This window comes from Nitrosopumilus ureiphilus, from assembly GCF_013407185.1.
Taxonomy (GTDB): domain Archaea; phylum Thermoproteota; class Nitrososphaeria; order Nitrososphaerales; family Nitrosopumilaceae; genus Nitrosopumilus; species Nitrosopumilus ureiphilus.
Window position 1 is genome coordinate 1,586,237 of record NZ_CP026995.1, and the last position, 24,947, is coordinate 1,611,183.

A 24,947-nucleotide genomic window follows, 5' to 3' on the forward strand; every position below is an offset into this window, starting at 1 on the left:
CCAAGTATGTGAATTAAAGTAATTTTAGATCAACAGTTATTTTGTCAATCAAATTTTCTGGAGCAGGACCAATTGAAATACACGTAGTTGTTCCAGGTGCAATCTGAGTATGTCCAGCATCGGTAACTTCAGACCAGGGAAGATTCAAGTCAATTGCATGTCTTTTAACTTCTTGTAATTCTTTAATTCCGGATACTTTGAGTACAATTTTTTCTTGTCCACCCCACCATTCACCATACCATTCAGGATGAGATCTTCTAACATGTTCTGCGCCAAGAACACAAGCATGCCCTACTTGGGCAGCTATCTTTCCTTTTCCCATTTTTAGATCAGTTCGAACAACAATTACTTGTTTAATGTCACCCATAATCTAATCAAATACAGGCTTAATGAAAAACTTTTGATTTTCATTACATCGTGTACTTTAATTGTTATTTAATATCATTATATCCATCCAAATTCATTCCAATTCGCAGATAATACCAAAGCATAAGGAGGAATTGTAAGATTGGTTCAAATTTTATAGGAATTGAATCATTTCCAGATTTTCAAAAATTCATTTACTTTTTCTTTTACCGCGAAGCTGAGTTCTGCAGCAGGGACATCGAACTCCTTCATATTCTAAATACGTATCACAAGAAGTACATCTTTTGACACCATAATTGTATCTTCTATTCTCAGAACGATATCTTTCACAAATTCCTCGGCAGGTCAATTCTTACGGAACTAAGCATCTCTTGCATTTTGGACACAAGTTGACTTTTTGAAAATGATTTATAAAAATATCCCCACATTTACCACATTGATTCAGTGATGCAAGCATTAACATACAAACATGAGTGTAACTGTAAAATTAAAACAAGATCTTTGTTTTACAAAGCTAGAACATCATTTCAAGACTAAATTTTAATAACTATATAAAAAAGCATTCATCTAGTATTTCAAAACATCCGTAAACTATTTTGTTTAAACAATGAATATTTAATTAGAATAATTACAAATATCTTAAATTATTATAATATGATTGAATTATAAAACGGATTTAGTATGATGCGCCATGAGCAAACAAACTCAAACATTACAGAAACAAACTCAAACATCTGAGAACTTCTTTGATGTCTACAAGCAAAATGTAGAAAAATATTTTGAAAATGCAGTAGATTCTGTTCCACAGAATCTGCAATCATTGACAAATATTCAATCAGAATGGTATAAAGCTTGGAAAGCTACAATTAGCTCTGCAATCTCTTTGCAACAAGAATTTGCAGCAAAGACTGGAATTAATACTGACATTTCAGAGGCAGCAAAAACCGCAATCGTAGATACCAACAAGCAAATTATCAAAGCTAAATCTGTACAAAATCAGATTTTTCAAGCAACTACTAGTGCAATCCAAAAAAACATCCAGACCTGGACCAATAGTGCAAGTACTTTTACTGATTTGAATAAAAATATTCTACAGTCATGGATTTCAACATTCACACAACCAAGAAATTAGTGTGATGTTTTTTTCTTTTCTTTATTATTGAGGATAGTTCAATTCCTCACAGATCCATACTGTTATTGAAACAAGTATGGTTCCTTCAGAGGGATTTACAGAATTAGTTTAACACTCTCAATTTAGATTCAAATCCTTGTGAATTAATCTCAATGTCAGGACCACCTCTTGCAATTACAGTCTTGATTTTTTACAGTCAGGCCACTTTAGATAATTGAGGATTATCTTCTTTGTTTTCATCTTAGCAATGAATCTAGAGATAAAGTGATCCTTAGCTTTTTTCATCAAATTATTTTCAGAAACTGATCAAAAATGGAAATAATTATGCCCAACCCTCAAATAATTGACAAAGAAACGAAAAATGTGTACTTTGATGTAGTAGTTGCTGGAGGAAGTGTTGCAGGATTATTGTGTTCAAGAGAAATTGCTTCAAAAGGATTTTCCGTACTTGTAATTGAAGAAGATTATGAAATAGGCACTCCTGAGCATTGTGGAGGTCTAGTCAGCATTGCAGGCTTAGAAGAACTTGGAATAATTCCATTTAGAAAAACTTTCGAGCACATGATAGAATCAGCTGAAATCAAATCACCCAACGGAAACAGTTTTACAATTAATTCAAAGAAACAAAAAGTAGTTGAAATCAGCAGAAGGGAATTAGACAAGCAAATAGCTTTTCAAGCTCAGAATAACGGGGCAGTAATCAAAGTCAGAACAAGTTTTCAAGAAATAACAGACACAGGAATTAGAACAAAAGAAGAGAAAATCGATTGTAAAATTTTTGTTGATGCAAGAGGAGTTTCATCTCTAATTCATAAAGATAGAACTGGAATTTTATCATCAGCTCAATATGAGATTTATTCCAATTGGATAAAGAAAGGAAAGGTTGAAGTGATTTTCGATCAGGAAAAATTTCCAGGATTTTTCGCATGGATTATTCCATCAGGAGAAGGTAAAGGAAAAGTCGGAGTGGCAGGTAGAGGAATTAACGTAGCTGAAACATTAGACAAGATTCTAGAAGAAAGAGAAAAGTATTCAGTTATCAGAAAAATTTTTGCCCCAATTTGGATTAAAGGTCCAATTGAGAATTTTGTTGAAGGAAAAACAGTAATTGTAGGAGACGCTGCAGGACAAGCAAAACCAACAACAGCAGGAGGTATTTTTACTAGTGGCATGGGCGGGATTTATGCAGGACAAGCAATTTCGAAATTTTTAGAAACAAATAACAAATCAGATCTGGATGAATATCAAAAAAAATGGATGGGTAGATTTGGTAAAGAATTTGAAAAACAATCACTTGCTCGAAAAATTTTAGAGCGAATAGACAACAATACAATCAATAAATTATTTGAATCAATCACACCGGAAATCACAAAAGAGATTTCCGAAAAAGATGATTTTGATTTCCACACTGGCTCAATTATTAAATTACTAGGAGTGAAGGGTTCGCTGAAAACTGCCCAAACTCTAATTGGCGGAGAACTCAAAAAATTATTGAGCTAAAACGGGCTCAATTTCTAAGCAAGGTATAAATGATGTTTACAGAAAATTGGGGATATGTCGTCTACTATTTCATTACCAACATGTAGTTGTTGTCACAGACCTATTATGCCTAATGATAAATGTGTAAAATTCAATTGTCCTAATTGCGGTGCAGATTTAATTTGGAGATGTCAAAGTTGCAGAGAAGCTGCAAGAAACTATACTTGTTCTTCATGTAATTTTCAGGGGCCTTAAAAAATGACTCAATTACTATTAATAACAAAAATTCTTCCTGATGGAACCGAGACGGATCTGGACAAATTAGCAGAAACCATCAAAAGTTCACTAAAAGAAGGAATTTCAATGAAAAGACATGCCAAAGAGCCATTGGCTTTTGGATTAGAATTTCTAAAAGCAGAATTTATTCTAGAAGATGAAGAAGGACAAATGGATTCATTGGAAGATGCCGTCAGATCAGTAGAAGGAGTAAGTGAATTTGAAGTGCTCAACATGAGTCGAATGTCAGTTGACATGAAATAGGTGATATTTTGGCACGCAAAGAAGAACCTTTGCAAATGAGAATTGGAGAAGCAAAACAAAGAGACGTAGGTAAAAAACGTGCTAGAATTGGCCCAGAAGCTATGGATTTTCTTAGAGTCACTCCAGGAGATATTATTGAAGTGATGGGTTCAAGAACTAGTTGTGCAGTTGTTTGGCCAGTTGATGAAGATGAAAAATTTCCAGACATCATAAGAATTGACGGACAAACAAGAAAAAATGTTGGCGGTTCACTAAATGATTTTGTAAAGATTAGAAAGGTTACATCAAAATTTGCAAAAGCAGTTTCGCTTACACCGGTAAATGATTCAGTTACTGTAGACAAAGAATTTACTGATTTTGTAAAAAATAGGTTGAAAGGACTACCAATTACACACGGGGATGAAATATCTGTAATGATTTTAGGTAATTCCATGGATTTTAAAATTACAAAGACTACTCCAAAGGGAGTAGTAAAAATAGATCGTAGCACAAATCTTGCAATTTCAACTGAATCTACAGTCGATAGAAAAGTTAGAGTGACATACGAAGAAGTCGGAGGACTAAGACAAGAAGTCAAAGCAATGAGAGAAATTGTAGAACTACCATTAAAACATCCAGAGTTATTTACAAGATTAGGAATTGAGCCACATAGTGGAATTCTACTTTATGGCCCTCCCGGATGTGGAAAAACACTACTAGCTAAAGTCATGGCAAGTGAATCAGAAGCTAACATGTTTTCAATTAATGGTCCAGAAATTATGAACAAATATTATGGCGAAACAGAAGCTAAGCTAAGAGAGATTTTCAAAGAGGCAAAAGACAATTCCCCTAGCATAATTTTCATTGATGAAATTGATGCTATTGCACCAAAAAGAGAAGAAGCATACGGAGATGTTGAGAAAAGAGTCGTTGCTCAATTATTAGCACTAATGGATGGACTCACGGATAGAGGAAATGTCATTGTACTTGGTGCAACTAATAGACCAGATAGTGTGGATCCAGCACTTAGAAGACCAGGTAGATTCGATAGAGAATTTGAAATCTCTGTTCCTAATGAAGATGGAAGATTAGAGATTCTTGAAATCCATACAAGAGGAATGCCAATAAGTGACGATATTGATTTGAAGGATTTATCATCAGAACTACACGGATATACGGGTGCGGACATTAAATCACTTTGTAGAGAAGCTGCACTAAAATCAATCAGGAGGTATCTGCCAGAAATAGATCTCGAAACAGAAAAGATTCCTTCTGAAGTGTTACAATCCATGCAGATTAAACTAATTGACTTTTACGATGCAATGCATGAAGTAATCCCCACAGCTATGAGAGAATTTTACGTTGAGAGACCAAAAGTATGGTGGCAAGACGTAGGGGGATTAGACGACATCAAAAAAGCATTAACTGACAACTTAATTATTGCAATGAAAGAACCAAGTAAATTTACAAAGATGGGAATTAGACCACCCAAAGGTGCTTTGATTTATGGCCCTCCAGGATGTGGAAAGACATTACTTGGAAGAGCACTTGCTACAGAAACTGGGGCAAATATGATTTTAGTTAGAGGTCCTGAGATTCTTTCCAAATGGATGGGTGAATCAGAAAAAGCAATTAGAGAAATATTTAGAAAAGCAAAAGCGTCATCACCATGCGTTGTTATTTTTGATGAGTTAGACTCACTAGCACGATTTAAATCAGGAGAAGGAGGAGTTGGTGAAACTATTCTAAGTCAGCTACTAACAGAAATCGAAGAAGGTATTTCTTCAAGAGTTGTAGTAATTGGAATCACAAATAGGCCGGATGTTGTAGATAATTCTTTGTTAAGAACGGGAAGACTAGATCTAGTTCTCTATGTTGCGCCTCCAGATGAAAAAGGAAGATTAGAGATAATCAAGATATTAACAAAAAAAATGCCTTTGACAAATGATGTAAAATTACAAGAGATAGCAGTTGCTACTCAAAACTATACAGGGGCAGATCTAGCTGCACTTTGTAGAGAAGCAGCAGTCGCTGCAATGCGAGATAATTCATCAAAAATATCCAGTCAGCATTTTGCAAATAGTTTGAAGCAAATAAGACCATCAATTACCAAAGAAGTGGATCAGTGGTACAATACTGTTAAGGAAAGTATATCTAACGTCGTACCAAAGACAGGAGATAAATCATTCTACGGATAAAAATGACAATTCCACTACGAAATACAATATATGACAAGATTAAGGAGGTTACTTCATTAACAGATATTGATCTTTACAAAAGCCTGACAAAAGATGGATTCATCATTCCAGACGATAAATTCAACAAACTTCTTTTAGATTTAGAGATTCTTGGTCTTATCACGGTTGCATGGATTACAAAAGACGAACGTAGAATAGAAATATCAAGGGTTGAAGCAGAAGTAGATAGTGTAGAAGAACAAAATAAGGAAATGATGGAAAAAGACTATGAAGCTAGTTTTCCAGGTTTTGAAAAATAATTATTAAAACAACGGAATGTGAAATGCTGCATCTAATGCAACTGCAACAAAGATAATTGTAAGATAGGGGGCTGTAACTTTGTATGCCTTCCAAGCAAAGTCAGATGTAGGATTCTTTGTCAGTTTATAGTGATATACAAGCATCAGTCCGCCAGAAACTATTGCAATAATGGTGTAAACAATCCCCATCCCATCAGGAATTAATGAGAGCATCAAAGAGTATGGAATTAGAATCAAGGTATTTCCTAAAATGTACTTTGATGTTTTTTGCATTCCAATTACAACAGGCAACATTGGAACTTTAGCTTGTGCATATTCATCTTTAATTTTCATTGCAAGACACCAAAAGTGTGAAGGCGTCCAAACAAATACCAAAAAGCCAACTAAGAATCCTAACAAATCCATACTGCCAGTGGCTGCTGCCCATCCAGCCCAAGCTGCTGCACTACCTGCAATTCCACCAATTACGATATTAGAGGTATTTCTACGTTTTAACCAAACTGTATAGATTATTACGTATGAAAATATTCCAACAGCAATAAAGAATGCAGATACTGCGTTTAATGCAAAATATCCATAGATTACAGAAATGCAGCTTAGAACAGTTCCATATATCAAAACATTTGATGCTGCCATTCGTCCTGAAGGAATCGGTCTAGTACTAGTTCGTGTCATTTTTGGATCAATATCTTTATCATAATAGTGATTCAGGGCACTAGAGCCTGCCGATGCCAATGCACCTGCAATAATTATGTGCAAATATGACCAATAATCAAGCTCTGGTGCTCCGGGAACTAGTTTACTTGCAGCATACATGGACGTAACTGCAGTTATTACTAAAAGCACTACAATTCTGGGTTTTGATATCTCCAGTATTTCATTAAATCCCAATTGACTCTATCCTCTTCCAAAGCCATTTAATTTCTTCGTCCACATGATCTGTAATATTTCAAAAGGAATAAGTATCTCAGCTCTATCAGCTATCTTAAATGAGTAATTGGGACCTCATGATGCCTGGAATGGGACTTACAGCTATAGGCTTGGCTGGCCTTACATTGGCTTATTCAGGTATTGCGCATACTTTCATTGATGGATTGCATGCATTAACAGGTCTTACCATGTTTGTTGGATTGATTTTCTTATCAGCAGGTATCCTTGATGGAGGAATTTCAACCAGCAATAGAGCCAAAGCAACGACTTTGGTAATTCTTTCAATAGCCCTAGGATTTGGAATGTTTGCATTTACAATGAACACATCAAATTACACAATAACAATTGCAGGAATTTTAATGGCAATTGCATTCCCTGCAATCATCATCGCATATCTAGCAATGAAGCATCCGGCTTATCTAAAACCTGTCGGATCAATTGTCGGCATAGCAGCTGCAACAGGGATTATCATGTGGGTAGCTTTTGGATTTATTAGTCCTGATACATACATGATACCACAGCAAGTAGCAATTGAGGAACCCATTGAGGAAATCGCATCAACAGGGCCAATCTTTGCAATTACAATTCTGGAAGGATCCACACAGCAAGGAAATCCAGATTATGATCCAGATGTTGCAGTTGTTCCTCAAGGATATACAGTTGAATGGACAAATGCAGATTCACTTGTGCACACAGTTACTAGTTCAGAAGGATTTGGCGAGACATTTGATTCCAGCATGATTGACGTCGGTGGAATCTTTACATTAGATACAACAGATTTAGAAATTGGTGAACATGAATATGTATGCAGTTTACATCCATATATGGTTGCAACATTAATTATTGAAGCACCAAAAGAACCAACAAAAATTACAATCCCAGAAGGTGCAGCAATTCTAGAAGAAGGGCAGATTTTTTACGATCCAGAAGCAATTGATGTTGCAGTTGGAACTACAGTACTTTGGGAAAATGTAGATAACACAATGCACACTGCAACTTCAGGAAATCCAGATTCAGGAGCAGACGGAGTATTTGATTCAGACATTCTATCTACAGGAGATACCTATGAATTTACATTTACAGATGCAGGAAATTATGATTACTATTGTATTTTGCATCCATGGATGGTAGGAACAGTTAACGTAGAATAGATTTGCAGAAGATCAAAATATCACAATCAGATAAAAAAATTCTATCAGAGTATTCAGAAAACCTGAAACCCAATGAGTCGTGTGCAATATTGTTTGGAAAAAAGGATCAAGTATTAGATTTATTTTTAACAGAAAATATCGAAGAGTCACCAGTAAATTTTACAATCTCAAATGATCAATTAATTGAAGGTTACAAGATTGCAGAAGACAAAGAGCTCGATGTAGTAGGAATATTTCATTCTCATCCAGATTCTGATGCATTTCCATCAAACACTGACAAAAAATTTATGCAAAGCAATCCTGTAGTGTGGATAATTTATTCCGGAGTCAACAAGAATTTTAGGGCATTTGTACTCGAATCAGACATTATAGAAATTCCAATTGAAGAGGAATGATTTAGGATTTCAAGCAAAATGTGGCACGTTTGCCATCAACATCATTTAGAATAGTTTTGTCTGGAGAAACAATTTTCCCAATGACATTTACAGGCGAAGCAGGAGTAATTTCGCCAGGCTTTCCAATTGGGGTCGGACCATAAAACAAACATATTGCTTTTCCAGTCGGCCAATATGCAACATCATTTAGTTCAACAGGAGATTTTGCATTTTCTTCAGGTTGAGATACAGGGGATTTCAAAGTATAGATTTCATCTCCCCACACATTAAGGTCAACAGTAAAGGGCAATTTTTTAATAAAATCATTAACAGTTTTTGGGGAATTTGAATCATCTAATTCTAAAAGTATGTTTGATGAGTTTGGAATTTTGACCTCAACTGAATATTTCATAAAGATACATGATCTTTGAATTAAATATCCCTTTTTTTAATTACATTTATGGAAATTCACGTATACGACACTTATGTCAAAGCAGCAGATGGTCATACCATGCACTTTGATGTAATTACTGGTGAAAAAGATCACGACAAAGCCATCACATATGGTAAAGAGTGGTTACAATCAGTCGGCGAGGGAGAAGCAGAGATGACAACAAATGAGTGTCAATTCTGTCACTCACAAGGTGCACCAGAGCCTGTAGAACAGGCAATTAAGGAAAAAGGCTACTTTATCCAGAAAATGGAAGGCTGTCCTTAAACATTTTTTTCCTTTTTCTATAAGACTTTTTTAGATTAATTGTTTTACAAGTAACATGTCAGAACACAAGTATTCAAAGTGGACAGTAGAAGGAGACAAGAAAACAAAATGGATTTGCGGATGTTTTCAAACTGCAGATAATTATTTCAAGTTCTGCGATACCCACAATACAACTTTACAAAAGGCAATTCAAGCTCAAATTGATGAATTAGATATGACACTAATTGTTGAAGACAAAAACTAGATTGCAAGTATTGCAACAAATGCAGATACAAAGACAATTGCAATGGTGTTAAGTAATTTAATCACAGTGTTAAGTGCTGGTCCTGCAGTGTCTTTGTAGGGATCACCAATGATATCTCCAACTACTGCAACTTTGTGTATTTCTGAACCCTTTTCTCCTCTCATCTCCACTAGCTTCTTTGCATTATCCCATGCACCACCAGTATTTGCCAAGTGATATGCTAATAAAATTCCAGTTACAACTGCGCCCATTAACAATCCTGCTACTGCAGTTGGACCTAACAGAATTCCCAAAATTATTGGGGCAAGAATTGCAACAATTGCAGGTTTCCATAGCTCTTTAATTGATGCAACAGTTGCAATGTCTACACATTTAGCATAATCAGGTTTTGATGTTCCTGCAAGAATTCCAGAATCTGCTTTGAATTGTCGTCTTACTTCATCTACCATTTTTCCTGCAGCTCTTGACACACCATTAATGAGTTGGCCTGTGATGATAAATGGAATCAATCCGCCAATTAGTAGTCCAACTATAATTGCAGGATTGGTCAAACTGTAATCCAAAATCAGAATACCTGCAAAGATGTGAGATGCCTCAAATTGAAATGCTTGAATCATAGCCAAAGCAGCTAACGCAGCACTAGCAATGGCAAATCCCTTTGTAACTGCCTTTGTGGTATTTCCGACTGCATCAATCTCATCAGTGACTTTACGATTTTCCTCACCCATTCCAGTCATTTCGACGATTCCGCCTGCATTATCTGCAATTGGTCCAAACGCATCAATGCTTAGAACAATTCCTGCAAGACTTAACATTGCCATTGCAGTCAACGAAGTGCCAAAGATTCCATACAATACAGGATCTGTCCCTTCAGGTGCAGCTCCAGAAGCAATAGTGTATGATAGAATAATTGCAACTACTAGTGCAATCATAAATGGCCCTGTAGATTGCATTCCTTTGATGATTCCCATTAAAGTTAATGATGCATATCCCCATTTTGCAGAGTCTGCAATTTCTTTTACAGGACTTTGTTTGTAACTAGTATAGTAATCAGTAATTTTTTGAATTATAGGAACCAAAATGACACCAATTACAGTGGATCCAAACAAAGCATATGCTACAGCTGATTCACCAATAAATTGTGTAATGAATACAAAGTTCAATCCAATTGCAATTGCAGCTGAGACATAAAATGAACGATTAAGAGGCTTCATTACATCTGTGATATTCTTAGAGCCTACAATTACTACACCAATGATTGATGCAATCATCCCAGATGAGCCAATCAATATTGGATAAAGGAAAAAGTTTGGAGCGCCAATTAAAGCTGCAATTAACAATGCTGCAAGAATTGTCACAATATAAGATTCGTAAACATCAGAGCCCATTCCGGCTGCATCTCCTACATTATCTCCTACGTTATCTGCAATTGTTGCAGGGTTTCTAGGATCATCTTCAGGAATATTTACTTCAACTTTTCCCACCAAGTCAGCACCCATATCTGCTGCCTTTGTAAAAATACCCCCACCAATTCTAATGAATAGTGCTATGAGACTTGCTCCAATTCCAACACCTGCAATAGTAATCGGATCTGGATAAATTACATAAAGACCAGTAATTGCCAAAAGAGCCATTGCTGGAACTGCTAGTCCAACGGTAGCTCCTCCTCTAAAAGCCATTGCAAATGTTTTTCCAAGGCCGCTGCTACTTAGATGGGCAGCTCTGACTGCGGCTTTTACTGTAATTTTTAAGGAAATGACTCCTGCAACTGCAGATAATGTGGCACCCACTGCAAATGCAATTCCGTTTGATGGTGTAAGAAATACTCCAATTATCACAGACAATCCTATGGCAACTGGAACTATAATTTTCATCTCTCTTTTTAGAAATGCTGCAGCGCCTTCTTTGACAGCATTGGAAATATCCATCATTTCTTTTGTTCCTGTTGGTTGTTTGGAAATCCATGCAACCAGACCTCCAGCAACTAAAAATGATGCAATTCCTGCAACAAATGGCAGAATTTGGGAGATTTCCATGTTATACTCAGCTTGCCAAAGTATTGGAAATATAAATCAAATAGCAGAGATCTTGCTTCTTTTTCTATATGGCAAAAATGTTTTTCCTCCAAGTCCTTGTCTTACCAACTTGTTGAATCTTTTGCCATGTGCAAGATATGGGAATCTCATATGGATTAATTCATGGACCAGAGTATTTTCAAGAGTCTTCTCATCAGGAATTTTTCGTACATTGATAAAAACTAGATTATGCTGCAGATATGAAACTCCATAATACTTGTATGCAGATGTGCGTCTACCTTCAGTCATTTCTTTTGGTGCATCAAGGACTTCTTTTGTAGATAATAGAATTTGAGGTTCTGAAATAGAGAAACGATTTGAATAGATACCAATTTTTTCTAATATTTGCAGTCTTAATTCAGGATCAAGTTTCATAATTCTTTCTCAAGGAATTTGTGTTTATCTTGAAATGTCAGTATTTTGTATAGGCATAATGAAACGCATTTGACCCCAAAAACAAATTCGTAATGAAACTTGAATGTTTGCCTGAGGAATTCAAAAAATTTTATGAACGAGAATTATAAAAACTAAAATGAACTGCGCTTAGCAGTATGCCAAGTGACAAAAAATCTGAAGATAATCAAACATTTTCCACTCTGAACTAAAAATAGTGATTTTTATGACTAGAATACATGTTAAGTCCAATTGGATTTGGGGTCACTATCTTTGCGATAATCTTATCTTATCTGGCATACTTTAAATGATAATCCTTGTTAACTGATACTTTCTCTAATAATGCCTCGTTAAAAACTAGAAAGAGGACACTCATCCAAATGGAAGTTGTTTTTTGTATGTGTAGGTAATGATCATGATGACTTGTTACTGTAGATTGTTGATTTTGGCTTAAGAGAGCAACTCCAAATGCACTAATTTATGAAAAGGTACAGATTTCAATTAAGGCAATGGTAAAACACGGTCTAGTTCTCAACATGATGGCAATAGGGTTAATTTCGACATTCACAATACTAGTTTCTACAAAAATTCTAATCTGAAAAAAGACAGTTAGTTTATTTGTAAAGTACTAGATGGTCAGGTTATGTACAAAACAATACTTGTTCCTCATGCTGGAACTTCAGCTGGAGATGAAGCATTAAAGCATGCAATATATGCTGCAAAGGATTCATCTAAACTCATAATTTTACACATAGTTGAAGCAATACAATGTCCGCCATCATTTGCATTATCTTCATCAGAACGAGAAGGATTGCTAAAGAGTATTGAAGACGCAAATGAGGAAATGCGAAAAGATATGGAGCAAAAAATGGAAAAATATGCTCAACAGTGTAAAGAAAAAGGTATTGATACCAAAGTTAAAGTGGAAATTGGGGATGCTGCTGAAATAATTTTAGATGTAGTGGAAAAAGAAAAAGTCGATCTAATAGTCATGTCAAAACGAAGAAAGCTCAAAGGAATAAAAAAACTACTTTCGTTGGGAAGCGTTTCACGAAAAGTTGTCGAAAATGTTACTTGCCCTGTTACTTTAATTGATATAGAAAATATTGGATAAGTTCAAACAAAAAAATAGCATTAAAGCAATTAGAGGTATGCAATAGAATTAATCTTCAAAAATTGAGAAATGTTTTTTTAGTTATTCACACATAAGAAATAAAATGATTATTGCTATTCAATAACAAAAGCAATTTTTACATTTGTACGATACTCCGAAATCTTTCCATTTTCGACTTTTGCCTTAAAACTAAGTACGTCTACTGCATGAATGTTTTTCAAGCTCTCGCCGGCTTTACTAATGGCTGATTCTACGGAATCTTCCCAACTTTTGGATGATGTTCCAATGAGTTCTATCAATTTAACTACCAACTAATCACCTCCATTTTCTCAAAATAAGTTAGGATCAAGTTCAATAAAGAAGAGGATGTAAAATATCATTGTTGGTAATTGGATAAGAATTTGTAATCTTTCTCAACATAATTGTAAAAATTTCAATTTCTGATCCTAGTATCAGATATGACAATCTAGATCATTCCTTTATGCTATTTTCACGTAGTACAATACGGATAATAGCCAACTAGAAAGAAAATGATTTGAGCAATCAGATCAGTGTTTGATCTTTGGGTTATTCTATGTCTGGAAGACTGTTATCTATTCCTTAATGCTATGTTCTTGACATTTATTCAAAAATAACTTTTAAAACAATTTGGAGACAACAATTTTTGTCATAATTTTCATGTCTATGTGCAATAATTTTATAGAATGTGAGCGGGAAAACCCAAACCCTTTAGGGTTGGGATGAAAGCGAACACACCACAACTCAAAACAAAACACAATGAAATATTCAAATACAATATGCGTGTAAGAAAACCAATGACATATGGTACCGCAGGAACTGTGGGAACCATCAAAATACAAACGCCTGAATCTGAAAAGATAGACCCCGACACAGGGTTGGGAGAGCCACAACCACAAACGTCTGCGAAAGCAACTTTGAGGCTCGATGAAGCAGGAAGAAGCCACGATGCTTTAGCGAGTGGTAGTTCACTCAAAGATATTTCCATATGACTCAAAAATTATGTGCTAGTTAATTATGAGAACAGGAACTTTGGAGTTCTGCACAAGGGCATTAGATACACTACCCAGTGATGGACCTGTTATCTTGGTTGTCCCTCTACGTCCCATAACAATCATGTCAAATTTTTCCTTTTTTAACAGTTTCAAAATTTCCTCAGACGGATTACCATATAGTATCTTCTGACTAGCAAGTAGCCCTTCTTTAAATGCAGAATGTTTTGCGTCTTTTAGGAATTTTTTTACGTGGCTAATCATTTTTCCTTTGTAGGGTTGGATAATTTTGGCCATTGCATTGTGATATGAAATTACATGAACCACAGTCAATGTCCCCCTTGACAGTTTTGCCAATGCAACTGCGTTACTTAATGCCCGCTTTGAATTTTCAGAATTGTCAAAAGGTACAAGAATATTTGTAAATGTTTTTGCCATTACTAAAAAATTCTAATCCTTTGATAAATAATCTCAAGATGAATATCAATCATGGAAATCATAAAATACAACTTAAGATCATGTTTGTAATGTTTTTCAATGTCCGACAGAGTATTCATCGAATCTTTACAAAACATTCCTACATTCAAAAAAAAGTTTGAAATCGTAGAAAGAAAAGGACTTGGACATCCAGATACGATTTGTGATCTAATCATGAATCAAATATCAATAGATTTATCAAAACTATATCTCAAAGAGACAGGTATAGTTCAACATCATAACATGGACAAAGCATTGTTGGTGGCAGGACAAAGTGAAAACAACTTTGGAGGTGGCATAATCTCAAAACCCATGAAGATGATTTTGGGGGATCGTGCAACTTTTGATGTAGGGGAGAAAAAACTTCCGATTGGGGATTTTGCCATACAAACCGCAAAGGAATGGTTTGAAAAAAATTTAAGATTTGTAAATGATGAACATGTTGAATATCAGGTGGAAATTGGTGTTGCATCAAAAGAGTTGCGCTCCATTTTTGAAAATCCTGGTTCTTTTGTATCAAATGACACATCAGTACTTGTAGGTTATGCCCCTTTCACCGAAACAGAATCAATTGTACTTGACACAGAACAATACATAAACTCTAAAGAATTCAAAGAAATGTTTCCAGAATCTGGAGAAGATGTCAAGGTGTTGGGATTCAGGAATTCTGATCATGTTGATCTTACCATTGCAATGGCTTTTGTGGATAGATTCATCTCAACTGAGACTCAATACTTTCAAAGAAAAGATGAAATGCTTAAAGAAATTAATGAATTTCTTTACAAAACACACAGTATGAAGATCACTTCTAGCATGAATTGTTTGGATTCTAAAAATAAGGGAATCTCTGGTCTGTATATGACAGTTCTAGGTACTTCTGCAGACAGTGCAGATTCTGGTCAGGTCGGGAGGGGAAATATGGCTAGCCGTGTAATTTCTCCAAGCAGGCCTGCTGGTGCAGAAGCTACTGCAGGAAAGAATCCTGTAAGTCACATTGGAAAAATATACAATGCTCTTTCATTTAAAATTGCAAATGAAATCCATCATAACGTTTCTAGTTTAGAGGAAGTGTTTGTTTGGATGTATAATGTGATTGGGAAGCCTGTAAATGAGCCTCAGGCAGTAGTCGTTCAACCCATCTCTAGAAAAGAACTAGACAACATAGAAAAAAATCAGATAAATGAAATAGTCGATAGAAATCTTCAAACGATTAATGAGTTTTGCAATGAATTGATTTCAGGCAAGCATCATGTGGTATGACTTAGTTTTTAATTTCCAAAATTGACAATTTCATAAATCATTATAATTCATCTACCGGTGTAGTTTGTAAATGAGAAGTATTGAAGACATAGGTTCTGATTTGCTACACTTTCATGAAGCAATTCAATATGTTGGAATTATGAAGAATGATTTGGTTCTATTTGTAATATTTTTTGTTTAAGTAAATCTTTCATTAACCAAAACTGATAATCGTGCATTGGTTTAAAATTTGATTTTTTTTAACACAACACAATGACAGAACTATGTTTGAATGATAACTGTTACAACAGTGTACATCAGATTACAAAAACATTGGAATTCCTATCACATGTTGATAGATATGTTGAAGATGCCAAGAAAGCCGGAGATTCTGAAGCTGAAAAAGTTTGGAATACAATAAAATCAGATAGACAAAAACATGCAGTAATGCTAAAGGAATTAGTTGTAGCAGATGTGAAAAACAACAAATTCTAACCTTTTTATTTTTTATATACAAAGATAGTATATTTTCATGCTAGTGATTGTTTGTGAGTTACCAGATACTGGGAAAATCACTTTGGCAAAAAAAACTCGCCCAGTCAATTAATTCTATTCGTGCTTGCTATTTTATAACATGTGTTAAGAATAACACTCACATTTTCATATGTGATAACTTTGAGCTTGTTTAACTACAAAGATGATTGTTTGATAATATGGATACTCTAACACAAAAACAAATTGATGAGATAATGTATGAAACAAATGAAAAAATTTCTGCTATAGTTGAAGAAATTAGAAATATCAGATTCTCCAAAATGGATGAAAATGAAAAACAAACAAAGTGTGATAAACTGAGAGTTGAGTTCGAGCAAGTAATGATTGAAGAAGAGGAAAAAATAGTAAAAGTGATGAAAGAATGCCCATGAAAATCAATGAAATAGATACACCTTAACTGTCTCATAATCTAGATCAAATTGGAATTGTTGATTCACATACAGGTGCAGTGTTGCTCAAAGACGAAAAAGTTGAATTTATGATGTCTGGTTTTTCATCTGAAGTTGCAGGAATGATTTCTGGTTTTGTAGAAGGAAAACGTGATGATCCCCCAACAATATACAGATTAGTTGAGCAAATCTGTATTTTACTGGGAAAAAAGACATGATATTTAGAAATTTTAGGGCATCTGATTCGATAGCGTTGGCAACTTATTATCACATTCCAATTCTGGTGAGAAAATCGATGTTACAAAAAATTCAGAAAAAATAATTTTTATCCCAAACTTTGTAATTATTTAAACCGTATTGGAACATAATATAATTAAATTTTTAATTTTGAAATTATGTTCTTTTTGTTTTAGAAATGAAAATCATATCATGATCATAAATATACTAAAATAAACTGGTATATCATGTCTCAGGTTGGAACAACTCCCGAAGGTGTTCCTATAATTTTACTTAAAGAAGGAACAAGGCAATCACGTGGTCGCGATGCCCAAAGAAACAACATTAGGGCAGCAAAATTAATTGCCGAAATAATCCAAACAAGTCTTGGTCCAAGAGGAATGGATAAGATGCTTGTAGATTCACTTGGAGACATTACAATTACAAATGACGGTGCAACAATCCTAAAAGAGATTGATGTACAACATCCTGCCGCGAAGATGATGGTAGAAGTAGCCAAAGCTACTGATAGTGAGGTAGGAGATGGTACAACATCTGCTGTTGTTCTAGCAGGGGCTTTACTTGAAAAAGCAGAATCACTAATTGATGATGAAATTCATCCTGTAATAATTGCTGAGGGTTACAAAAAAGCCTCAAAAAAGGCAATGGAATTTTTAACTGAAATCACAATAAACATTGAACCAAAAGATAGGAGGATCCTTGAAAAAATTGCAAATACCTCAATGCAGACAAAACTTGTATCAATTGAAGCAACTGATCTTGCTAAATTGGTAGTTGATGCCACACTGAAAGTAATTGAAGAAAAAAATGACATATTCAAAGTAAATCTTGACAACATAAAAATAGAAAAAAAGACAGGTGGCTCAATTTCTGACAGTGAGTTGGTAAGCGGCATAATTCTTGACAAGGAAATAGTCCATAGTGGTATGCCACGAAAAATTGAAAATGCAAAAATTGCTTTGATAAGTGAGGCACTTGAAATTAAAAAGACAGAGTTTGAAGCAAAGTTAAACATCTCCAACCCCAATCAGATAAAGTCATTCATGGAAGAAGAAAACCAGATGCTCAAAGATATGGTAAACAAGATAAAATCTACAGGTGCCAACGTTGTTTTGTGTCAAAAGGGGATAGATGATGTCATTCAACATTATCTAAGCAAGGATGGAATACTTGCAGTCAGAAGAATCAAAGAAAGCGACATGACAAAACTTGCAAAAGCTACTGGTGGTAGAATAGTGGGGAGAGTAGATGATCTTAATGAGGGAGATCTTGGTTTGGCAGAAAACGTAGAGGAAAAAAGAGTAGAGGAGGACAATTGGGTGTTTATTGAAGGGTGCAAGAATCCTAAAGCCATCAGCATATTGTTAAGAGGTGGTACTCAAAGAGTGATTGACGAAGCAGATAGATCATTACATGACGCGTTAATGGTTGTAAAGGATGTAATTGAAAAGCCAAAGATAGTTTATGGTGGTGGCGCTCCTGAGGCATTTATTGCACTAAAACTCAGAGACTGGTCAAAGTCTCTTTCTGGAAGGGATCAACTTGCAGTTGAAAAGTTTGCTGATGCCATGGAGTCAATTCCGCTTGCACTTGCAAGAAATGCTGGAATGAATCCCATTGATACAATCACACAGCTAAGATCGAAACAAAGTAAGGGTGAAAAATATACGGGTGTAGATGTAATTAATGGAACAGTTGCAGATTTTGAGAAATTGGGAATAATGGAACCTGTCAAGGTTAAAGAACAGATAATAAAATCAGCTACAGAGACGGCAAACATGATTCTACGAATTGATAATATAGTTGCATCATCAAGAGGATCTGCAATGCCCACACCAGGAGGAATGCCTGGAATGGATATGGGGTAAAATAGATCAGAAAAACCTGAAAATGATTATTTGTTAATGTTTAAAATTAGAACATGTGTAATCCAATAGAGAAAAATAATGTACAGATTTATGTAATTTGTATCCAACATATGATGTTCATTTGTTGTTTGAAATTCAGAAATACTTAGAATTCCATACATATCAATTCCAAAATCGACAATGACATTATTACTTTTAATAGAATTATTGAAAAATTACCACAATGACAAAAATTATTCAAGTATTATCTTTGATGGCAATTCTTTTGCTAAGTGTAACTGTGACATCAAATTTGGTTGATACTTCGTTTGCAGTGAAAAGCAAAGGAACACCAAACTCAGTTACCGGTTCTGACAAAGTTTGTGGAGACAGACTTTGCTCTGAAGTTCAAAAAGAATCAAAAACAGAAACAAAAAAGAAAGAGGAGATAAAATCTGAAAAAAAGGCTCAGGAAAAAATCAAAGCCGAAGCTGCAAAATCTGAAATTCAGAAAGATCCAACAGAATCTCATGAGGAAGAAGCCAAAGAATATGCTGAAAAACGTCTTCAAGAACCTGTTTGGAAGACAATTTCTAGAACTATTACATCCGATACAGATCCTGGAAAGGGACATGAAATGCACCAATTAGCAATACTCCTTCCACCTGGAAAGACAATCTACAAAGGTCATCTGACATATTCTGCATCAGAAAATGTTCAGTTAGTTTCTTTGCATGGTCCTCTTAAGAAAGGTGAAGACAAGGGACAACTGTTTTGGACACTTGATGGAATGACAAAGTATGGCTTGACTCTAGTTGATCAAAAATCAGATTCTGGGATATGGACATTTAGTGGGAAAGCTTTGGCAATTCATTCTATGAATTCTGAACCATTCACAGTGACATATTCTGTAACATACAAGGAAATGATTCCTTCAAAGAAAATATACTCTGAAAGCATGACATCTATGAGCAGTCCCGCTTTAGGACATGAAGGACACAACATTGCAATGATTTTACCACCAAGTGATGAGTTTTACCGTGGTAGAGTAACATTTGTTGCATCAGAGCCAGTACAGTTTGTATCTTTAACAGGCCCGCTAGGTCCTGGAGATAACAAAGGTCAACCAACATGGACTATGGATGGAAAAACAAAGTATGGATTTACATTCATCAAAGCAGATAAGACTAGTGGTACATGGGAATTTTCTGGAAATGGGATTGCATTTCATAGCATGAACAAGAAACCATTTACCATATCATACACGGTAACTCTGGAATCTATACCAAAGTAACCCTTTTTTTATTTTTTAACTAAAACTTATTTTGTACAAAATACATGACCAACATTAAGTTCACTAGTATTTGTAAGATATTCTAAATTGAAAATTGCATTACTAGTATAAATTCTAGAACAAGTATTTTGTTTACATGGGTAAAATTCTTGTTCCTATTGATGGCTCTCCTAATTCTGTTAGAGGATTAGAAAAAGCAATAGAACTTGCAAGAAAAACAGATTCATCTATCACGTTGCTTCATGTTGCCATGCTTCCACCAATACATGTAGTTGGTCACCCTTTAGATAAAGTAAAAAGATCACTGGCAAAAAAAGCTCATAAATTCATCAAAGATGCAGAAGACAGGTGTATCAATGAAAACATTCAATCCACAACCAAATTGATTTATGGTTCTGATCCTCCATATGATATTGAGCAATTTGCACGTAAATACAAACATGATATGATTGTGATTGGTGCAAAGGGTAAGAGTACTCTGAAGCGTCTCTTTTTAGGAAGTGTTTCTAACTATCTTGTTCAAACTACAAAGACACCGGTAACTGTGATAAAATAATACAATCATTGTTTGTGTGATTATATCTGGTTGATTTTTTACGAGTTTTTTCATATGCAAGTACCTTTTCAAAAATATCCGTATTTCGTTCCCAATGAAAATTAATCTCGACAATAATACTTTACATCGAATCCCTATATAGTTTGGACATCTTTACACATTGTTAGATGTTTGTAGTTACCATACAAATTATTTTTAAGATTATTGATCAGGTCATACTTGAAATTTTCAATGATAGAAAAACCACTTCGTTTTAAAACTAGAATATAGGATGTCTCATTTTTCTAATGCTTTTTCTAGAACGCTTGTTATCATATCTGTTGGTATGTTTGGATAGAGACCTTAGTAGTTTTTGTCCTAATTCATCCAAAACCTCACTGAGATCAAATCCAACTGAACTGAAAATTAGTGGGGCATGATGAGAAGTTGTAACTATTATAGTCACTTCATACTTTCCTTCTTTTTTATCTCCAGTTCTTTGTTGTTTAATTGAAACCCTGGCCTCGTGTATTTCAGAATATACTTTTTGTACTTTTTTGAGAGTGTTCTCAAATTTCTTACTAATCAAATTGATATTTGTTTGATCTTCTGGCAACCCAACAACGTATAACGGAATTGCTGCCTCTAGTTTTGATACTAATAACTCCAGAACGTCCCTATATGTGATGATTCCTTGTAGATTTTCCCAGAGATTTACTAAACAGCAAGTAGTATCTGTTTTTAACATAGAGTCTACGATTTTATTCAAGTCATCATTAGGTGTGCATTGTGGAATTCTTGTACTTCCAATATTTCCAATTTTAAATTCTAGTTTATGGGTTGTCTTGCCTTTAAATGATTTTTTTCCCTGTCTTTCTTGCGGTAGAATATACTCCAGAATATGTGCAGATGTGAGAACCTGTTTGATTTTTCCCTGACTCACCACAGGTAGATGATCCAGTCTTTTTGAAGTCATTATTTTTTTAGCATTTCCAAGTAGTTCTTCTGAAGAAATCGTTATTGGGTTCTGAGTGTAAATCAAGTTTGCCTTGATCCATCTGTTGTCTTTAGTTGAAAGGATTTCCAATATTCGTTTTGCAGTAACTACTCCGATGATCTGATTTTTTTGAACTATGGGAACTTCACGAATTCTATAATGTGTGAGAATATCTGCAGCTTTTTGAACAGAGTCATTTGGAGATATGTGGGGGATTGGATAAAGGAATGGGTCTATATTCATTTGTGTGATATTTTTTGCATTTAACAGTGCCCTGATGTTAGTTGAAAGTGTAGATTTTCCATCAAAATAGAAAACATCGTATGCATTATCTTTTATAATTTTGTTAATAACACTGGAAACAGTATCTGATGGATCAATTGTAGTTGCTTTAGAAATTAATGGCTCTACCTTGGCAGTCTGTATGTCTCTTAGATGCTCATAAATTGTATCTGTAATCATTTTATTCTATCTTAACGTCCAGAAGATCTATTTATCATCTTTACTGTATTGCCTTGTGTGATTTTGCTTTTTTATTTTTTGTGATTGGTTTTGCTTGTTTATGCATTCCCTTAGGTGGTGGAAATTCCTGATCTGACTTGTTTTCATCTCTCGATGTTTTCAGGTTCTTTCTGGTTTTCTCATTGACTTTTTCCATGTATTATGTATCATCCATGTATTAAACAATGTCAATTGTTGTGAGAAGTTTGGTGTATTTTCATTCTTTAAAAATATGAATTAATAGGGTCAGAAGGTTTAGTAGAGTAATCATCAATCATACAGCCACCGTCTCATCACACCCCAATTATTCCATTAAATCAAGAAGTGATTGCGCTTTATTTCTAATTTCGGGAGTAATTGTTACTATAACTAGTCCCTCGTTTGGCTGACCATACAAAACAATTGCATTTTCAGGAGCATGAATGCAAACTGGAAGAACTAAAAGATCTTCTTCTCCATCAACAAAAAGTCTCACAGGAGGCTGCATAGTAAAGGCCTTCTTAATCACATCAATACTGGGAGTAGTTATTTCTGCTGCAGGATTTTTAACAGTCAATTCAATAGCATTTTCCAGTTTTGGTGGTTCTTTTTTTTCTCTTTTTTCCTGACCATCAATAATTTGTAATGAAGGAACAAGACCAAATTCAATCATCTTTTTAGTGGTTCTATCACCAACAGTAATGATGTAGGAATTCTTGGAGAGATGTTTTTGAATATTTGTTTTATCAGCTTGGCTTTCAGGTAAAAGCAATCCTAAAGGAATTTTCAACTGGTCTCTTAAAGAATCAGGTAATTTCACATTAATCGTGACTAACTAGTACTTGCCTCAGGTGCAGATTCTTCACCAGAACTTTCAGATGCCATTTCATCTTGTAGTTTTGCTGCAAGAATACTGCATTGTGCTGCAATATTTTTTGCGCTCTTTCTAAAAGCCGTTGCACTTGGAGAATCAGGATTTGTAATCATAATTGGTTTTCCCAAATCAGAGCCTTCCATGATTCCAGAGTTTAATGGAATCTCACCTAAGAAAGGCATGTTAAACTGTTCACTGATTTTCTTTGCACCACCATCACCAAAGATGTAATGTTTTTCATCGCAGTTTGGACAGATAAAGTGACTCATGTTTTCAACAACCCCAATAATTGGAACATTTAGCTTCTCAAACATGGATACAGCTTTTACTGCAACATTGCTTGCAACATCTTGTGGAGTTGTAACAACGAGGATTCCAGTAATTGGAATTGTTTGAGCAAGTGTTAGTGGAATATCACCAGTACCAGGAGGAAGATCTACAATAAGATAGTCCAAGTCAGACCAATTAGTATCAACTAAAAATTGTTTTAAGATTCCAGAAATGATAGGACCACGGTAAATTGCTGCCTGATTGGATTGATCTGCAAAGAAACCAAAGGATACTACTTTTAATCCATGAGAGTCTGCAGGCTGAAGTTTGTTTTCTTCTACTTCCATGAATCCGTCCTTCATTCCCAACATTAACGGAATGCTAGGACCATAGATATCAGCATCCAGCAAGCCAACTTTAGCTCCTGATTCAGATAATGCCAATGCCAAGTTTAATGAAACAGTTGATTTTCCAACACCCCCCTTTCCACTTGCAACACCGATAATGTTTTTGACAGATGCCATTCCAGTGTCTGCATCAAGTGAACGGCCCTCCATTACTTTTGCAGTTACTTTCAAATCAAAATTTTTCAATTCAGTAATTTCACCAATTACTTTTCTTACATCATCCTCAATTTCGACATTGAAAGGGCATGCAGGAGTTGTTAATTCCAAAGTAAATTTGAGATTACCATCATTTAGTTCCAAGTCTTTAATCATACCCATAGATACAATGTCTTTTTTCAAATCAGGATCAATGACAGTGCCAAGTTTTTCCAGAACCTGATCTATTCCAACCATTGCGTCAAAAAGCCAGTCTACATTATTTAAACATAAGTCAGACATCAAAAAAAATTGTCATTTTTTTGAAAAATCAGTAAAATATTTGGAGAATTATGAGTAAATCACCCAAAGATTCATAAATTGAAATTCAAGAAAAATACATAATTGTTTTCTATATCCACTCTAGTTGATGTTGTTAGGATTCCTCCTAGCCTGTTTGGAACTACTCTCAAAAAGGCAGCTGTAAACATCCTCAAAGAGAAATACGAGAGCATGATTAATGCAGATTTAGGATACATCATTATGATTTTAGATGCCAAAGTTGACGAAATGGGAAAAATGATTGCAGGAGATGGCGGCACATTCCATAGAGTACAATTTGAAGCATTAACATTTTATCCAAAATTACAAGAAATTGTTCAAGGAGAAATTGTAGATATTACAGACTTTGGAGCATTTGTAAGAATTGGTCCAACTGATGCATTACTTCACTTGTCACAAGTGATGGATGATTATCTTAAAAGTGATGTAAAGTCGGGAATGATTTTAGCTAATCAAAGTGGTAGAACATTAAAAGTTGGTTCTACACTTCGTGCAAGAATTACTGCCGTATCATTAGGAAAAGCTGCTGCAATGGGCAAGATTGGAATCACATGTAGACAACCATTCCTTGGAGCAGATGCCTGGATTGCAGAAGAGATTAAAAAATCCACAGGGGATTCAGATAAACCTGCAAAAGAAGCTGAAGTAGAGGCAAGTTAAGATGGCACGAGAGATGGCATGCCGAAAATGCAAGTTTGTTACAACAGGCAAAGTTTGTCCTGGTTGCAAATCATCGGATTTGACACCGGACTGGAGCGGAATTGTACTTGTAGTTGATCCAACAAATTCAGAGATTTCAAAAACTCTAGGTATCACTCAAAAAGGCAAGTATGCAATCAAAGTAACATAGAATATTTCTAAATCTTT

The 24,947-nt window shown here is 34.9% G+C and carries 31 protein-coding genes and 1 pseudogene; 21 read left to right on the plus strand and 11 right to left on the minus strand.

Features of this window, described 5'->3' with window-relative positions:
- Window positions 1–13: 13 nt before the first annotated feature.
- A complete protein-coding gene (gene pth2 / locus C5F50_RS09425) occupies window positions 14–367 on the minus strand; it encodes a peptidyl-tRNA hydrolase Pth2 (protein ID WP_179371105.1) in 354 nt (117 codons plus the stop codon).
- A gap of 690 nt (window positions 368–1,057) precedes the next feature.
- Here pth2 and C5F50_RS09430 point away from each other — a divergent pair.
- The 6 genes from C5F50_RS09430 to C5F50_RS09455 all read left to right on the plus strand — a co-directional run bounded on the left by C5F50_RS09430 (window position 1,058) and on the right by C5F50_RS09455 (window position 5,993).
- Window positions 1,058–1,498: a hypothetical protein gene (locus C5F50_RS09430; RefSeq protein ID WP_179371106.1), complete on the plus strand. Its 441-nt coding sequence runs from the start codon at window positions 1,058–1,060 to the stop codon at window positions 1,496–1,498.
- 363 nt (window positions 1,499–1,861) lie between these two features.
- Window positions 1,862–2,998 carry an NAD(P)/FAD-dependent oxidoreductase gene (locus C5F50_RS09435; protein WP_179372982.1) on the plus strand — a complete coding sequence of 379 codons (1,137 nt, stop codon included), beginning with the start codon at window positions 1,862–1,864 and terminating at the stop codon, window positions 2,996–2,998.
- Between the two features lie 105 nt (window positions 2,999–3,103).
- Complete coding sequence (locus C5F50_RS09440) at window positions 3,104–3,232, plus strand: zinc finger domain-containing protein (RefSeq protein WP_246282220.1); 129 nt, start codon at window positions 3,104–3,106, stop codon at window positions 3,230–3,232.
- A gap of 3 nt (window positions 3,233–3,235) precedes the next feature.
- Entirely contained in the window at window positions 3,236–3,517 is a 282-nt protein-coding gene (locus C5F50_RS09445; RefSeq protein ID WP_179371108.1) for an elongation factor 1-beta, read from the plus strand.
- A gap of 8 nt (window positions 3,518–3,525) precedes the next feature.
- Window positions 3,526–5,694, plus strand: coding sequence for a CDC48 family AAA ATPase (locus C5F50_RS09450; protein ID WP_179371109.1), 2,169 nt, complete (start codon window positions 3,526–3,528; stop codon window positions 5,692–5,694).
- 2 nt (window positions 5,695–5,696) lie between these two features.
- Window positions 5,697–5,993: a hypothetical protein gene (locus C5F50_RS09455; RefSeq protein WP_179371110.1), complete on the plus strand. Its 297-nt coding sequence runs from the start codon at window positions 5,697–5,699 to the stop codon at window positions 5,991–5,993.
- A gap of 3 nt (window positions 5,994–5,996) precedes the next feature.
- Here C5F50_RS09455 and C5F50_RS09460 read toward each other — a convergent pair whose 3' ends face one another.
- Window positions 5,997–6,884 carry a heme o synthase gene (locus C5F50_RS09460; RefSeq protein ID WP_179371111.1) on the minus strand — a complete coding sequence of 296 codons (888 nt, stop codon included), beginning with the start codon at window positions 6,882–6,884 and terminating at the stop codon, window positions 5,997–5,999.
- A 98-nt stretch (window positions 6,885–6,982) separates the two neighbouring features.
- Here C5F50_RS09460 and C5F50_RS09465 point away from each other — a divergent pair, with 98 nt between their 5' ends.
- A complete protein-coding gene (locus C5F50_RS09465; protein WP_179371112.1) occupies window positions 6,983–8,074 on the plus strand; it encodes a cupredoxin domain-containing protein in 1,092 nt (363 codons plus the stop codon).
- Between the two features lie 2 nt (window positions 8,075–8,076).
- A complete protein-coding gene (locus C5F50_RS09470) occupies window positions 8,077–8,469 on the plus strand; it encodes a M67 family metallopeptidase (protein WP_179371113.1) in 393 nt (130 codons plus the stop codon).
- 1 nt (window position 8,470) lies between these two features.
- On the opposite strand, the gene C5F50_RS09475 is transcribed toward C5F50_RS09470, so the two are convergent.
- Window positions 8,471–8,860 (minus strand): cyclophilin-like fold protein, encoded by a 390-nt coding sequence (locus C5F50_RS09475; RefSeq protein WP_179371114.1) that lies wholly within the window; start codon window positions 8,858–8,860, stop codon window positions 8,471–8,473.
- A gap of 48 nt (window positions 8,861–8,908) precedes the next feature.
- Here C5F50_RS09475 and C5F50_RS09480 point away from each other — a divergent pair, with 48 nt between their 5' ends.
- Together C5F50_RS09480 and C5F50_RS09485 are read left to right on the plus strand one after the other, a co-directional pair.
- The gene (locus C5F50_RS09480) at window positions 8,909–9,166 is read left to right on the plus strand and encodes a DUF2024 family protein (protein ID WP_179360374.1); all 258 of its coding nucleotides are present in this window, start codon (window positions 8,909–8,911) and stop codon (window positions 9,164–9,166) included.
- Window positions 9,167–9,221: 55 nt separating this feature from the next.
- Window positions 9,222–9,410 (plus strand): hypothetical protein, encoded by a 189-nt coding sequence (locus tag C5F50_RS09485; protein ID WP_179371115.1) that lies wholly within the window; start codon window positions 9,222–9,224, stop codon window positions 9,408–9,410.
- On the opposite strand, the gene C5F50_RS09490 is transcribed toward C5F50_RS09485, so the two are convergent.
- Both C5F50_RS09490 and C5F50_RS09495 read right to left on the minus strand, forming a co-directional pair.
- Window positions 9,407–11,446: a sodium-translocating pyrophosphatase gene (locus C5F50_RS09490; protein WP_179371116.1), complete on the minus strand. Its 2,040-nt coding sequence runs from the start codon at window positions 11,444–11,446 to the stop codon at window positions 9,407–9,409. The genes C5F50_RS09485 and C5F50_RS09490 overlap by 4 nt on opposite strands.
- 36 nt (window positions 11,447–11,482) lie before the next feature.
- Window positions 11,483–11,860, minus strand: a complete 378-nt coding sequence (locus tag C5F50_RS09495) for a hypothetical protein (RefSeq protein WP_179371117.1) — start codon at window positions 11,858–11,860, stop codon at window positions 11,483–11,485.
- Between the two features lie 661 nt (window positions 11,861–12,521).
- Here C5F50_RS09495 and C5F50_RS09500 point away from each other — a divergent pair.
- Window positions 12,522–12,992: a universal stress protein gene (locus C5F50_RS09500; protein ID WP_179371118.1), complete on the plus strand. Its 471-nt coding sequence runs from the start codon at window positions 12,522–12,524 to the stop codon at window positions 12,990–12,992.
- A gap of 113 nt (window positions 12,993–13,105) precedes the next feature.
- On the opposite strand, the gene C5F50_RS09505 is transcribed toward C5F50_RS09500, so the two are convergent.
- Window positions 13,106–13,303 carry a dodecin family protein gene (locus C5F50_RS09505; protein WP_179371119.1) on the minus strand — a complete coding sequence of 66 codons (198 nt, stop codon included), beginning with the start codon at window positions 13,301–13,303 and terminating at the stop codon, window positions 13,106–13,108.
- Window positions 13,304–13,732: 429 nt separating this feature from the next.
- Between C5F50_RS09505 and C5F50_RS09510 the strand changes: the two genes are divergently transcribed.
- Window positions 13,733–14,002: a hypothetical protein gene (locus C5F50_RS09510; protein ID WP_179371120.1), complete on the plus strand. Its 270-nt coding sequence runs from the start codon at window positions 13,733–13,735 to the stop codon at window positions 14,000–14,002.
- A 15-nt stretch (window positions 14,003–14,017) separates the two neighbouring features.
- Here the strand turns inward: C5F50_RS09510 and C5F50_RS09515 are convergent, their stop codons facing one another.
- Window positions 14,018–14,440: a universal stress protein gene (locus tag C5F50_RS09515; RefSeq protein WP_179371121.1), complete on the minus strand. Its 423-nt coding sequence runs from the start codon at window positions 14,438–14,440 to the stop codon at window positions 14,018–14,020.
- Window positions 14,441–14,539: 99 nt separating this feature from the next.
- Here C5F50_RS09515 and C5F50_RS09520 point away from each other — a divergent pair, with 99 nt between their 5' ends.
- From C5F50_RS09520 to C5F50_RS09550, 7 genes and pseudogenes are all read left to right on the plus strand, one after another.
- Entirely contained in the window at window positions 14,540–15,739 is a 1,200-nt protein-coding gene (locus C5F50_RS09520) for a methionine adenosyltransferase (protein ID WP_179371122.1), read from the plus strand.
- Window positions 15,740–15,991: 252 nt separating this feature from the next.
- Window positions 15,992–16,213 (plus strand): hypothetical protein, encoded by a 222-nt coding sequence (locus tag C5F50_RS09525; RefSeq protein WP_179371123.1) that lies wholly within the window; start codon window positions 15,992–15,994, stop codon window positions 16,211–16,213.
- A gap of 218 nt (window positions 16,214–16,431) precedes the next feature.
- Complete coding sequence (locus C5F50_RS09530; RefSeq protein WP_179371124.1) at window positions 16,432–16,644, plus strand: hypothetical protein; 213 nt, start codon at window positions 16,432–16,434, stop codon at window positions 16,642–16,644.
- 26 nt (window positions 16,645–16,670) lie between these two features.
- A pseudogene (locus C5F50_RS13410) lies at window positions 16,671–16,984 on the plus strand (bifunctional nuclease family protein).
- A 142-nt stretch (window positions 16,985–17,126) separates the two neighbouring features.
- Window positions 17,127–18,767 (plus strand): thermosome subunit beta, encoded by a 1,641-nt coding sequence (gene thsB / locus C5F50_RS09540; protein ID WP_179371125.1) that lies wholly within the window; start codon window positions 17,127–17,129, stop codon window positions 18,765–18,767.
- A 223-nt stretch (window positions 18,768–18,990) separates the two neighbouring features.
- Window positions 18,991–20,040: a hypothetical protein gene (locus C5F50_RS09545; protein ID WP_179371126.1), complete on the plus strand. Its 1,050-nt coding sequence runs from the start codon at window positions 18,991–18,993 to the stop codon at window positions 20,038–20,040.
- A gap of 136 nt (window positions 20,041–20,176) precedes the next feature.
- Window positions 20,177–20,596, plus strand: a complete 420-nt coding sequence (locus C5F50_RS09550; protein WP_179371127.1) for a universal stress protein — start codon at window positions 20,177–20,179, stop codon at window positions 20,594–20,596.
- A 259-nt stretch (window positions 20,597–20,855) separates the two neighbouring features.
- Here the strand turns inward: C5F50_RS09550 and C5F50_RS09555 are convergent, their stop codons facing one another.
- The 4 genes from C5F50_RS09555 to C5F50_RS09570 form a co-directional block, all read right to left on the minus strand.
- A complete protein-coding gene (locus C5F50_RS09555; protein WP_179371128.1) occupies window positions 20,856–22,034 on the minus strand; it encodes a CBS domain-containing protein in 1,179 nt (392 codons plus the stop codon).
- A 40-nt stretch (window positions 22,035–22,074) separates the two neighbouring features.
- Window positions 22,075–22,230 carry a hypothetical protein gene (locus C5F50_RS09560; RefSeq protein WP_179371129.1) on the minus strand — a complete coding sequence of 52 codons (156 nt, stop codon included), beginning with the start codon at window positions 22,228–22,230 and terminating at the stop codon, window positions 22,075–22,077.
- 147 nt (window positions 22,231–22,377) lie between these two features.
- Window positions 22,378–22,842 carry a GTP-dependent dephospho-CoA kinase family protein gene (locus C5F50_RS09565; RefSeq protein ID WP_218843328.1) on the minus strand — a complete coding sequence of 155 codons (465 nt, stop codon included), beginning with the start codon at window positions 22,840–22,842 and terminating at the stop codon, window positions 22,378–22,380.
- Window positions 22,843–22,883: 41 nt separating this feature from the next.
- Window positions 22,884–23,996 (minus strand): Mrp/NBP35 family ATP-binding protein, encoded by a 1,113-nt coding sequence (locus C5F50_RS09570; protein WP_179371131.1) that lies wholly within the window; start codon window positions 23,994–23,996, stop codon window positions 22,884–22,886.
- Between the two features lie 147 nt (window positions 23,997–24,143).
- Here C5F50_RS09570 and C5F50_RS09575 point away from each other — a divergent pair, with 147 nt between their 5' ends.
- Together C5F50_RS09575 and spt4 are read left to right on the plus strand one after the other, a co-directional pair.
- Complete coding sequence (locus C5F50_RS09575) at window positions 24,144–24,740, plus strand: DNA-directed RNA polymerase (protein WP_179371132.1); 597 nt, start codon at window positions 24,144–24,146, stop codon at window positions 24,738–24,740.
- Window position 24,741: 1 nt separating this feature from the next.
- Window positions 24,742–24,930: a transcription elongation factor subunit Spt4 gene (gene spt4 / locus C5F50_RS09580; protein WP_109876714.1), complete on the plus strand. Its 189-nt coding sequence runs from the start codon at window positions 24,742–24,744 to the stop codon at window positions 24,928–24,930.
- Window positions 24,931–24,947 lie beyond the last annotated feature (17 nt).